This is a genomic window from Pseudomonas sp. GW821-FHT01C01, assembly GCF_059422645.1.
On the sequence record NZ_JBWKXF010000001.1, the window covers coordinates 169,699 to 181,841 of the forward strand.

At 60.3% G+C, this 12,143-nt stretch carries 11 protein-coding genes; 1 reads left to right on the forward strand and 10 read right to left on the reverse strand.

Annotated features, from left to right (window positions below; genetic code table 11):
- Window positions 1-180 precede the first annotated feature (180 nt).
- Complete coding sequence (locus tag AC07XF_RS00640) at window positions 181-1,095, forward strand: LysR substrate-binding domain-containing protein (protein WP_495024975.1); 915 nt, start codon at window positions 181-183, stop codon at window positions 1,093-1,095.
- A 130-nt stretch (window positions 1,096-1,225) separates the two neighbouring features.
- Here the strand turns inward: AC07XF_RS00640 and paaZ are convergent, their stop codons facing one another.
- The 10 genes from paaZ to paaK form a co-directional block, all read right to left on the reverse strand.
- Window positions 1,226-3,280 (reverse strand): phenylacetic acid degradation bifunctional protein PaaZ, encoded by a 2,055-nt coding sequence (gene paaZ / locus AC07XF_RS00645; RefSeq protein WP_495024976.1) that lies wholly within the window; start codon window positions 3,278-3,280, stop codon window positions 1,226-1,228.
- A gap of 58 nt (window positions 3,281-3,338) precedes the next feature.
- Window positions 3,339-4,592, reverse strand: coding sequence for an OprD family porin (locus AC07XF_RS00650; protein WP_495024977.1), 1,254 nt, complete (start codon window positions 4,590-4,592; stop codon window positions 3,339-3,341).
- A 34-nt stretch (window positions 4,593-4,626) separates the two neighbouring features.
- Window positions 4,627-6,273, reverse strand: a complete 1,647-nt coding sequence (locus tag AC07XF_RS00655) for a cation acetate symporter (protein ID WP_495024978.1) — start codon at window positions 6,271-6,273, stop codon at window positions 4,627-4,629.
- Window positions 6,270-6,578 (reverse strand): DUF485 domain-containing protein, encoded by a 309-nt coding sequence (locus AC07XF_RS00660; protein WP_495024979.1) that lies wholly within the window; start codon window positions 6,576-6,578, stop codon window positions 6,270-6,272. The genes AC07XF_RS00655 and AC07XF_RS00660 overlap by 4 nt, the downstream gene beginning before the upstream one ends.
- 177 nt (window positions 6,579-6,755) lie before the next feature.
- Window positions 6,756-7,841 (reverse strand): 1,2-phenylacetyl-CoA epoxidase subunit PaaE, encoded by a 1,086-nt coding sequence (gene paaE / locus AC07XF_RS00665; RefSeq protein ID WP_495024980.1) that lies wholly within the window; start codon window positions 7,839-7,841, stop codon window positions 6,756-6,758.
- Window positions 7,842-7,874: 33 nt separating this feature from the next.
- Entirely contained in the window at window positions 7,875-8,408 is a 534-nt protein-coding gene (gene paaD / locus AC07XF_RS00670) for a 1,2-phenylacetyl-CoA epoxidase subunit PaaD (RefSeq protein ID WP_495024981.1), read from the reverse strand.
- Window positions 8,395-9,156: a 1,2-phenylacetyl-CoA epoxidase subunit PaaC gene (gene paaC / locus AC07XF_RS00675; RefSeq protein ID WP_495024982.1), complete on the reverse strand. Its 762-nt coding sequence runs from the start codon at window positions 9,154-9,156 to the stop codon at window positions 8,395-8,397. The genes paaD and paaC overlap by 14 nt, the downstream gene beginning before the upstream one ends.
- A gap of 8 nt (window positions 9,157-9,164) precedes the next feature.
- A complete protein-coding gene (paaB, locus tag AC07XF_RS00680) occupies window positions 9,165-9,446 on the reverse strand; it encodes a 1,2-phenylacetyl-CoA epoxidase subunit PaaB (RefSeq protein ID WP_495024983.1) in 282 nt (93 codons plus the stop codon).
- A 27-nt stretch (window positions 9,447-9,473) separates the two neighbouring features.
- Entirely contained in the window at window positions 9,474-10,463 is a 990-nt protein-coding gene (gene paaA / locus AC07XF_RS00685; RefSeq protein WP_495024984.1) for a 1,2-phenylacetyl-CoA epoxidase subunit PaaA, read from the reverse strand.
- Window positions 10,464-10,812: 349 nt separating this feature from the next.
- Window positions 10,813-12,138 (reverse strand): phenylacetate--CoA ligase PaaK, encoded by a 1,326-nt coding sequence (paaK, locus tag AC07XF_RS00690; protein ID WP_495024985.1) that lies wholly within the window; start codon window positions 12,136-12,138, stop codon window positions 10,813-10,815.
- Window positions 12,139-12,143 lie beyond the last annotated feature (5 nt).

A 12,143-nucleotide genomic window follows, 5' to 3' on the forward strand; every position in this document is an offset into this window, starting at 1 on the left:
GTTGTTATTGGGTCGACTCGAAACGAATCGATGGCTAAGCTTGTTCTCCACAGCGGCCCTGAGCAATAACGCGAATCTCACTGGATGCTGAAAAAAATTCAGCACTCGCCAAGAAGATGAGGGGATGGTTGAATAGCTGAACGCCCGGCTTATGCCTTCTGTAGCGGAATAACAATAATCATGCGTTCACCCGGCGATGCACCTCCGATATTGCCACCCCTGAAAGCCATTCAGGCCTTCGAGCAGACAGCTCGCTTTGGAAATGTCGCGCGCGCGGCGGAACTGCTCGACCTGACACCCTCGGCGGTCAGCCACCAGTTGGCCAAACTGGAGGTGATGATCGGTCGGCCGTTGTTTCTCAGAACAGCCAGAGGCGTGACGCTGACGCCGGTGGGCGAGCAATACCTGACCGAGGTTTCCGGCATTCTGCACAGTCTTGCTGTGGCCACCGAACGCGCCGCCAGTGACGTCAGTCTTGATTGTCTGCGATTGCATTCGTCGCCCAGTTTTGGCCTGTTATGGCTGATGCCGCGTCTGGAGCAGTTTCGCCAGAGTCATCCCGATATTCAGCTCAACCTCTCGTGTTCCTACGAATCACTGCATTTCAGTCGAGACAAGATCGATGTGGACATCCGCCATGGGATGCCCAATTGGCCCAGCTACGAAGTGCGGACGATGCGCAATGAAAAGATTGCGGTGATGGCTTCCCCGAAGTTATTGGAAAAACGCCCCATCCGAGTTGTTGCGGATTTGCTGGACAGCAATCTGATTCTGTCAGAAGCCACGCTGATCAAATGGCCACAGTTGTTTGCACAACACGGTTTGTCGCGTCCTGAAAAGCCGTATTCTCTGAGTTTCGACCGGTCTTACATGACGCTCGAGGCTGCCAGCCATGGGCTTGGCTTTGCTCTGGAAAGCACGCTGCTGGCGCAGGATTATCTCGCGCGCGGTGCTTTGGTAGAGGTAGCACCGGAGCTGAGCGCTTCGATTACTGCGCACCATTTGGTTTTCCCAAGGGCCCACTCAAACTTTCCTCGGGTCAGACGATTCCTGGAATGGATGCAGAAAGAGTTGGGGCATGATTTCAGTTATTGACTGTCATTCGCGGTGCACGAATCACTCGTAAATGACGGCGCGTCGCTAGGTGCCTGCTCGAGTTAGATGCATCCCCACAACGTGTGTGGGGCTGCGAAAGCGGGCTTGGCCATTCAAGGCTTTGGTCGGATTACTCCTCGCGCTTCACCACCAAAGTCAAAATGTCATAGCTGGCCACTAGTTCTCCCAATTGATTGGTCACTTCCACATCCCACGCCACCACGCCTTGCGGAATGCCTTGCGGGCTCTTTTTGCCCTGGTCGATTTTGCGTTTGCAGGTCAGGCGCGCCTGGATGGTGTCGCCGATGCCGACCGGGTTGATGAAGCGCAGGGTGTCGAGGCCGTAGTTGGCCAGGACCGGGCCCGGTGCCGGGGACACGAACAGGCCGGCTGCTGCCGACAGCACGAAGTAACCGTGGGCGATGCGTTTGCCGAATTGCGATTCCTTGGCAGCGATGTCGTCGAAATGCATGTAGAAGTGATCGCCGGACAGGCAACCGAAGTTCACCAGATCGGCCTCGGTCACGGTACGACGGTGGGTCAGCAGCGATTCGCCGATCTGCAAATCCTGGAAGAAGCGGCGGAACGGGTGCACTTCGGTTTCGATGACTTTGGCGCCGCGCACGTATTCGCCGGTGACGGCGGCGAGCATGGTTGGCGAGCCTTGCACCGCCGCGCGTTGCAGGTAGTGTTTCACCGCGCGCAAGCCGCCGAGTTCTTCACCACCGCCGGCACGACCTGGGCCGCCGTGTTTGAGTTGCGGCAGGGGCGAGCCGTGGCCGGTGGATTCGGCGGCGGATTCGCGATCCAGCACCAGCAAGCGGCCGTGCCAGGCAGCGGCGACCGGGATAGCCTTGGCGGCGATCTGTGGGTCTTTGGTGATCAAACTGGCCACCAGGCTGCCTTTGCCGCGAGCGGCCAGGACCAGTGCTTCATCGAGATCGTCGTAGGCCATCAGGGTGCTGACCGGGCCGAACGCCTCGATGTCGTGAGCGCCACCTTCGGCGTGCGGGTCGCGGGCCTGCAGCAGGGTCGGCGCGAAGAACGCACCCTGGCTGACGTTTTCACCGCGCGGTTCGAAACCGTCGCGGGCGCCGAACAACATATCGCTGCTCTGCAACAGGCTTTCAAGACGCTCGGCGACGTCTTTTTGCTGATCGTGGGAGGCCAGCGGACCCATGCGGACACCTTCCACCGACGGGTCGCCGACCACGACTTTTTTCAGTCGATCCCGCAAGCGAGTGGCGACCGCATCAATGTGTTTGGCCGGGACAATCGCGCGGCGGATGGCGGTGCATTTCTGCCCGGCCTTGGTGGTCATCTCGCGAGCGACTTCCTTGATGAACAGCTCGAACTCTTCGTCGTCCGGGGTCACGTCCGGGGCGAGGATTGCGCAGTTCAGCGAGTCGGCTTCGGCGTTGAACGGCACCGAGTTGCGGATCAGGTTCGGGTTGACGCGAAGTTTGGCGGCGGTGTCGGCGGAACCGGTGAAGGTCACCACGTCCTGGCCTTGCAGGCGATCCAGCAAGTCTCCGGTGCTGCCGATGATCAATTGCAGGCTGCCCGCCGGGAGCAAACCGGATTCATCCATCAGCCGCACCACGGCTTCGGTCAGGTAGCTGGTGGCGCTGGCCGGTTTGACGATGCACGGCATGCCGGCGAGAAAGCTCGGCGCGAATTTTTCCAGCATGCCCCAGATCGGGAAGTTGAAAGCATTGATGTGCACCGCCAGGCCGCCGCGTGGCACCAGAATGTGGGTGCCGGCGAAGGTGCCGAGTTTGCTCAGCGGCATCGCCGGGCCTTCGTGGACGATGTTGCCCGATGGCAATTCTCGGGAACCGAGGCTGGCGTAGGTGAACAGCGTGCTGTTACCGCCTTCGATGTCGATCCAGCTGTCGGCGCGGGTGGCGCCGCTGTGGTGGGAGATCGCGTAGAGCTGTTCTTTGCGTTCGCTCAGGTACAAGGCCAGGGCCTTGAGACGCTGCGCCCGTTGCTGGAAGTCCAGTGCCATCAACCCGCTGACGCCTTGGCGGCGACCGTGCTCGATGGCTTCGGCGAAGTCCGGGCGTTCTTCATGGGTACGCGCAATCTCATGACCGTCGATGGCGCTGCGCAGCTCTTGGGCACCGTGTTTACCGATCCAGCGACCGGCGATGAAACTTTGCAGGGTAGGGGCGTGAGGCATCACGATTGCTCCTGGTTGTGAAAGGTTTTGGCGCGACCGTGACCGCGCCATTCAGGGATTACCAAAGTGCCAGGGTGTAACCGACAATCAGCCGGTTCTCGTCGAGGTCGGTGGTCAAGCCATTGCCGGAACGGAAGGTCACGTTGCGCCAGCGCAGGCTGACGTCCTTGAACACGCCGCTCTGGATCACGTAACTGATGTCGGTGTCGCGTTCCCGCTCGCGGCCGTTGTCGACGCTGCCGGCCTTGACGTGGTTGCCGTCGGTGTACCGGGTCATGAAGGTCAGGCCGGGGATGCCTTGCGCCGCGAAGTCATAGTCGTAACGCAGCTGCCAGGAGTCCTCGTCGGCACGGGTGTAGGTGTTGAAGGTCACCAGGTTGACCACGTACGGATCGCCGCCGTTGAGGAACGGAAAGGCGCTGTCGCCGGACAACTGCTGATAGGTAGCACTGACCTTGTGGGCACCGTGGGACACTGTGAACATGCTGTTGAAGTTGCGGTTGTCGATGCGCCCGGCACGCTCGGCGCCATCGCCCCGACTGTCGAAATAGCGAATGTCGCTGCGCAGGTTGAAACCGTTGCCCAGCGGTTGGGTGTGCACCAGCCCGACGAACTGCTGACGATAGATTTGATCGAGCTTGCCGTAGTAGTAGCTCAGGTTCAGTTGCGGGCTGAAGGCGTAACTGCCGCCAGCGAAGTCGAAGTGGTCGCTGCTGGCGGCGCCGTAGCCGATGTCATCGTTGCTGGAGGAGTCCCGCAGGTTGGCTTTGGTCAGGCGCCCGGCGTTGACCGTCAGGCCACTGATTTCCTGGCTGGTCAGTAATCCGCCCTCAAAAGTCGAACCCAGCAGGCGGGTGTCGTTGTAGGTCGCCACCGGCAGCAAAGGTTGCAGGGTGCCGAGTTTCAACACGCTTTTGGACACCCGCAGCTTGCCGGTCAGCCCCAATTGGCTGAACTCGTCGGCCGGCTCATGGCTGTTCGGGCCAAACGGCAACAGCCCGGTGCCACGGCGATCCGCGCTGGAATCGAGTTTCAATCCAAGCTCTCCAAGCGCGTCGAGACCAAAGCCGAAGGTGCCGTCGGTGAACCCGGACTCGATGCGCGCGGTGAAGCCCTGCGCCCATTCCTCGGCCTTGGATTGCGGCGCGTTGTCCTGACGGAAATCGCGGTTGATGTAGTGGTTGCGCATTTCAATACGGGCCTTGCTGTCGTCGATGAAGTCGGCCATGGCGCAGGGCGCGACCATCGGCAGACTCAATGCGGCGGCTAACGAAAACAGTGATTCGTAAGGTGCGGTACGTGCGGGCTTCATTATTTTTATTCCCTGACATCGGATCGATCGTTGTTTAGTGCTTGCTGGCGCCGGAGGCTCCGATGCCGGTCATCGAACGGATGAACTGCGCCAGATAACGGCCACGCTCAAGGGAGGCACGGGGCGAGGTGTCGGTGACGGAAAATACCCAGGCGCTTAAGAACGCCAAGCTCATGGAGAACAGCGCCGGGTTGGAGTAGGGGAACAGGGCTTTGTCGTGATGCAGTACGTTGACCCACACCGCCGGGCTCAGTACCAGCAGGACAATCGCCGAGGTCAGCCCTGCCAGGCTGCCGGTGACCGCGCCGCGAGTAGTCAGGCCTTTCCAGTACATCGAGAGGAACAGCACCGGGAAATTCACCGACGCGGCAATGGCCAGCACCAGGCCGGAGAGGAACGCGATGTTCTGCGATTCGAACAGCAAGCCAAGGATGATTGCCAGCACGCCGATGCACAGCGTGGCGATCCGCGAGACGCGAATTTCCTGCTGCTCGCTGGCCTGGCCCTTGCGCATCACGCAGGCATACAAATCGTGGGACACCGCCGACGCGCCGGACAACGCCAACCCGGCGACCACCGCCAGAATGGTGGCGAAGGCCACCGCCGAGATAAAGCCGAGGAACAGGTTGCCGCCGACGGCTTGCGCCAGGTGCACGGCGATCATGTTGCCGCCGCCGATGATCGCGCCGCTGGCATCGCGGAACGTTGGATCGGTGCCGACCATGACGATGGCGCCGAAGCCGACGATGATCAGCAGCAAGTAGAAATAGCCGATGAAACCGGTGGCGTAGAACACGCTTTTACGCGCTTCCTTGGCATCGCTGACAGTGAAGAAACGCATCAGGATGTGCGGCAGGCCAGCCGTGCCGAACATCATGCCCAGCCCCAAAGAGATCGCATCGATCGGGTTGGACAGCAAACCGCCCGGCGCCATGATCGCGTTGCCTTTGGCGTGCACGGCGGTGGCGCCGGCGAACATCGCTTCGGTGCTGAAACCGAAATGCTTGAGCACCATGAAGGCCATGAACGTGGTGCCGAACAGCAGCATCACCGCTTTGATGATCTGCACCCACGTGGTGGCGAGCATGCCGCCGAAGGTTACGTAAAACACCATCAGCACGCCGACCAGCATCACCGCGTAGAGGTAATCGATGCCGAACAGCAACTCGATCAGCTTACCGGCGCCGACCATCTGTGCCACCAAGTACATCAGGGCTACGGTCAGGGTGCCGAAGGCCGAGGTCAGGCGCACCGGGGTTTGTTCCAGGCGATAGGAAACCACATCGGCGAAGGTGTATTTACCAAGGTTGCGCAAGCGTTCGGCGATCAGGAACAGAATGATCGGCCAGCCCGCCAACACGCCCAGTGCGTAGAGCAAACCGTCGTAACCGTTGAGGAACATCATCGCCGAGATGCCGAGGAAGGAGGCTGCGGAGATCATGTCGCCGGCGATTGCCAGGCCGTTCTGGAAACCGGTCATGCCACCGCCCGCGGTGTAGAAATCACTGGCGGAGCGGGTGCGCAACGCAGCCCAACGCGTGACGCCGAGGGTGAACAGGACGAACACCAGGAACATGCCGATCGCGTTCCAGTTCAGCGGGCGGGACGCGCCGTCGGCGGCTGCCGCAAAGTCAGCGACAAAGGCCAGAGGCAGCAGGAAAAACCCAAGAAGCCGGCTCATCGTGCGCACTCCTGTTTCAGCTTTTCGTTGAGCGGATCGATCACGTTGTTGGCGCGATAGACGTAGAAACCCGTCAGCGCGAACGCCAACACCACGATCACCACCCCGACCAGCATGCCCACGCTGGTTACGCCGCCGCTCAGGGATTGGCCGAGGGTGCTGGGGGAGAACGCCACCAGCAGGACGAAGCCGAAATAGATCACCAGCATGATCAGCGACAGCGACCAGTACAGGTTTTGTTTGCGGCGTACCAACTGGATGAAGTCGGGGTGCTGGCGGATGAGTTCTACGTCTTTGGGGGGCATGGCGCGCTCTCGTTTTGTTGTTTTTGTTGTGGGGTGAAGCAGGTTGTGGGTAATGCCCCGGCCTCTGTAGGAGCGAGGCTTGCCCGCGAAAGCGGAATATCAGGCGACATCGAGGGTGAATCTGATGGCCTCTTCGCGGGCAAGCCTCGCTCCTACAGGTTTCGGGTGGGGCTGAAATCAGAGTTGGTCGAAATCCAGTACGACCTTGTCGCTGATCGGGAATGCCTGGCACGACAGCACATAGCCGGCGGCGACTTCGTAATCTTCCAGGGCGTGGTTGCTGTCCATTTCCACTTCGCCTTCGATGACCTTGCATTTGCAGGTCGAGCACACCCCGGCCTTGCACGAATAGGGCAGTTCGGCGCCTTGGGCGTTGCCGGCATCGAGGATGCTCTGTGTGTTGCGCGGCAGATCGAAGGCCAGGGCGCGACCGTCGCTGATCACGGTGATCTGGCTGACCGCCGCATCAACCTGGCGAGCGGCCTCGCGGGCCTCGCGGGCTTCGCGTTTTTGCTGGCTGCCGGCAGCGGCAAACAGTTCGAAGTGGATACGCTCAGCCGGCATGCCTTTGGCTTTCAGGCTGTCGCGCACGGTTTCGGTCATCTCCTGCGGGCCGCAGATGAAGGCGGCATCGAGGGCTTTGACGTCGAGCCAGTGGCTGAACAGTTGCTCGCACTTCTCGGCGTTGATCCGGCCGTTGTACAAGTCGACATCCTGCTGCTCGCGGCTGAACACGAAGATCAGGTTCAAGCGCTGCAAGTAGCGGTTTTTCAGGTCTTCGAGTTGTTCGCGGAACAACGCGCCGGAGCTTGAGCGGTTGCCATACAGCAGCGTGACGCGGCTGTGCGGTTCGGTTTGCAGGGTGGTCTTGATGATCGAGAGGATCGGTGTGATGCCACTGCCCGCCGCAACGGCCAGGTAGTTGCCATGGCGAGTCGGATCGAGTTCGACATGAAAGTGCCCGGCCGGCGGCATCACTTCCAGGCTGTGCCCGGCCTTCAGCTGTTCGTTGGCAAACGCGGAAAAACGTCCGCCGGCCACGCGCTTGATGGCGATGCGCAGTTCACCGTCATTGACCCCGGTGCAAATCGAATACGAACGGCGCACTTCTTCGCCGTCCATCTGCGTGCGCATCACCAGGTGCTGGCCCTGGGTGAAGTGAAAACTGTCTTGCAGGTGCTGCGGAATCTCGAAGGCGATGGACACCGCATCACGGGTCTCGGTGCGCACGTCCTTGATGGTCAGGCTGTGAAATTTACTCATTTTTATTCTCCAGCTGGGACGGTCGATCGCCGCTCAGATGCACTTGAAATAATCGAACGGTTCCCGGCAATCGCAGCAGCGGTACAACGCCTTGCAGGCGGTGGAGCCGAACTCGCTGAGCACTTCGGTGTGCGTGCTGCCGCATTGCGGGCAAGCGATCACCGGGCTTTCGCCAAGCAGGCTGCGTTTGCTGGTGCTGCCGTCGGGCGGTGCGATGCCATAGGCGCGCAGGCGTTCGCGGCCAATGTCGGTGATCCAGTCGGTGGTCCAGGCCGGGGTCAATTTGCGCTGCAGTTGGGGCGCCTTGAACCCGGCGAGTTCCAGCGCGTCGCGAATATCGCTTTCGATCACTTCGGTGGCGGGGCAGCCGGAGTAGGTCGGTGTGACCACCACGTGCAGATGCCCGGCCTGCCAGTCGAGATAGCGAACGATGCCGAGGTCGACCACGCTGACCACCGGCACTTCCGGGTCCATGACTTGCGCTAAGGTCGCCCACGCGGCGGCCAGGTCGGTCGGCTGTGCCGGCCGTGCGCCCTGGTCGCTGGCGATCAGCTCACCAGGTCGCATCGGGGTACGCTCGGGGCAGGAACTGCATCTCGGCCAGCAGAATGCCGAGGTGTTCGGTGTGCAGGCCCTTGCGTGCATTCAGGTAGAAATAGCTCGGCGCGGCGGGCACGGGCAGGGTGGCGCTGGCGAAGATTTCGCTGACCTTGGCTTGCCACGCTGCGGCTACTTGCGCGGTGTCCGGGGTGATGCCGGCCTCGCACAGGCGTTGTTCGCTGTCATCGGCGCTGGTCAGTTCGACGGTGAAACGCCACACCTCAGGAATGGCCGCGAGCATGCGCTTGTGGCTTTCCTCGGTGCCGTCACCCAAACGCTCAACCCACTCGCCGGAGCGGCGTAGGTGATAGGTGACTTCCTTCAGCGCTTTGGCGGCAATCCCGGCAATGCGCTCGTCGCTGGACTGGCTCAGTCCGCTGAGCACTTGCAGGTGCCAGGCGTCGTACAGAAATTGCTTGAGGATGGTCACGGCGTAATCGCCGTTGGGTTGTTCCACCAGCAGCAGATTGCGATAGGCGCGCTCATCGCGGCGGAACGCCAGGTGATCGGCGTCGCGACCGTCGTCCAGCAGTTCGGCGGCGTAGTCCAGCCAATTGCGTGCCTGACCAACAAGGTCGAGGCCGACGTTCATCAGCGCCAGTTCTTCCTCCAGCGCCGGGGCCTTGCCGCACCATTGGCACAGGCGCTGGCCCTGGATCAGGGCGCTGTCGCCGAGGTGCAGCAGGTATTCGATCAGATCAGTCTTATTGTTCATGGTCGACCTCACATGTGCCCGACTTCGGCCGGCAGCTCGTAGAAACTGGCGTGGCGATAGACCTTGTCGTCCGCCGGGTCGAACAGCTGGTCTTTTTCATCCGGGGAGGAGGCGGTGATCAGCGCCGAAGGCACCACCCACAGGCTCACGCCTTCGCTACGGCGGGTGTACAACTCGCGCGCGTTCTCGATGGCCATGGTGGTGTCGGCGGCATGCACGCTGCCGACATGTTTGTGGTTGAGGCCGTGCTTGCTGCGCACGAAGACTTCAAAAAGGGTCCATTCAGACATTGCAGTGACTCCACATCAGGTGGCCGATCAGGCGGCGTTCTTGTTCTGTTTTTTGCGAGCGTGGGCGACCGCGGCTTCGCGGACCCAGGCACCGTCTTCAATGGCTTTGCGGCGGGTGGCCACACGTTCCTGGTTGCACGGACCGTTGCCCTTGAGGACTTCGTAGAATTCACTCCACTGGATTTCACCGAAGTCGTAATGACTGCGTTCGGCGTTCCACTTCAGGTCCGGATCGGGGCAAGTGCAGCCTAGCAATTCCAGTTGCGGGATGGTTTGGTCGATGAAGCGCTGGCGCAGTTCGTCGTTGCTCTGGCGCTTGATTTTCCACGCCATGGATTGGGCGCTGTTCGGCGAGTGTTCGTCGCTCGGACCGAACATCATCAGCGACGGCCACCACAGGCGGTTGATCGCGTCCTGGACCATGTCTTTTTGAGCCTGATTGCCGTGGCGCATCATGGTCAGGAGGATTTCGTAGCCCTGGCGCTGGTGGAAACTTTCTTCCTTGCAGATCCGCACCATGGCCCGGGAGTAGGGGCCGTAAGAGGTGCGCTGCAACACCACCTGATTGACGATGGCAGCACCATCCACCAGCCAGCCCACCGCGCCCATGTCGGCCCAGTTCAACGTCGGGTAATTGAAAATGCTCGAGTACTTGGCCTTGCCGCTGTGCAGCTTGGCGATTTCTTCGTCGCGGTCGGCGCCGAGGGTTTCCATGGCGCTGTACAGGTACAGGCCGTGGCCGGCTTCGTCCTGGATCTTGGCCATCAGTTGCAGCTTGCGTTTGAGCGACGGTGCGCGGGTGACCCAATTGCCTTCGGGCAGCATGCCGACGATTTCCGAGTGGGCGTGCTGGGAGATCTGGCGGATCAGGGTTTGGCGATAGGCATCAGGCATCCAGTTTTTAGCTTCGATCTTGATTTCTGAATCGATTTTTTCCTGGAAGGCGCGTTCCTGGTCGGACATTTCCGAGAGGTCTTTGATGCGCTTTACGCCGGTTTCTACGAGCTGTGCGTACATTTGGGGTCTCCCGCCTTGAATCTTGTCGAGGGCATGGAGAACTTTATAAGCGATACAGAAATTAATATCAAACATATAATAACGTGTCGTATGTGTTTTTGTATCGCTTTGGGGTGAGTGGTTGAATTGGGGGTTTATCCGTTGCTGCGGTAACGGCCGCTGACGCATTTCCCTGTAGGAGCTGGCTTGCCAGCGAAAAGGCCCGTTCAGGCGATAAATATGTCGACTGCCCCACCGCTTTCGCTGGCAAGCCAGCTCCTACAATTCGGTGTCGTATGGCGGAACCGGGATAACTTAAAAGAAACCCAAAAAAAACCCCGCAAAAGCGGGGCCATAAAGGGTGCAGCAGTCATGCTTTCGGGCGCTTATCCATCACGTGACAAGCCTTCCCCTCAGACCGCTTGATCGAATGCACTGGCTGCAAAACAATCCGCGAACTGATCCCGATATACGTCTTGATATGTCGACTCAACTCCGCACAAATCGCCTTCTGCTGATCATCGCCCAGGTGCTGATGCTCAGCCTTGAGCTCCACATGCACATCCACACTGTCCAGATTCCCATTGCGATACAGATGAATCTCATAACACTCTGAAAGCTGTTTGATTTTCAGCACCTGCTCCTCAATCTGCGTCGGGAACACATTGACCCCACGAATGATCAGCATGTCATCGCTGCGCCCGGTGATCTTGTCGATCCGCCGCATCGGCCGCGCAGTCCCCGGCAGCAAACGCGTCAGGTCACGGGTGCGATAGCGGATCATCGGCAACGCTTCTTTGCTCAGTGAGGTGAACACCAGTTCACCCATCTGCCCGTCCGGCAACACTTCACCGGTGACCGGGTCAATGATTTCCGGATAGAAGTGGTCCTCCCAAATCGTCGGCCCGTCCTTGGTTTCCGCGCATTCCATGGCGACACCCGGCCCCATGATTTCCGAGAGGCCATAGATGTCCAGCGCAGTAATGCCCAAACGGTTCTCGATGGCGCTGCGCAGTTCGGCGGTCCACGGCTCGGCGCCGAAGATGCCCAACCGCAGGGCCAACTTGTGCGGATCAATGCCCTGACGCTCGATTTCATCGGCGATGTTGAGCATGTACGACGGCGTGACCATGATGATGTCCGGCTGGAAATCCCGGATCAGTTGCACTTGTTTTTCGGTCTGGCCGCCAGACATCGGAATCACCGTGCAACCCAGGCGTTCGGCACCGTAATGCGCACCGAGACCACCGGTGAACAGGCCGTAGCCATAGGAAATATGCACTTTGTCGCCACGCCGCCCGCCCGCCGCGCGGATCGAGCGCGCGACCACGTTGGCCCAGGTATCGATGTCGTTCTGCGTGTAGCCGACGACGGTCGGTTTGCCGGTGGTACCGCTGGACGCGTGCAGGCGCACCACGTCATGCATCGGCACGGCAAACATGCCGTAAGGGTAGTTGTCGCGCAGGTCGGATTTGGTGGTGAAGGGAAACTTCGCCAGGTCTTCCAGGCACTTGATGTCATCGGGGTGCACGCCTAGCGCATCGAAGCGTTGACGGTACAGCGGCACATTGTTGTAGGCGTGGTTCAGGCTCCAGCGCAGGCGTTCCAGCTGGTGCTGACGGAGTTCGTCGATGCTGGCGGTTTCCAGCGGGTCCAGCACGGGATCAAGCACGGCTTTGGCAATCGGCATGTTCATAACTT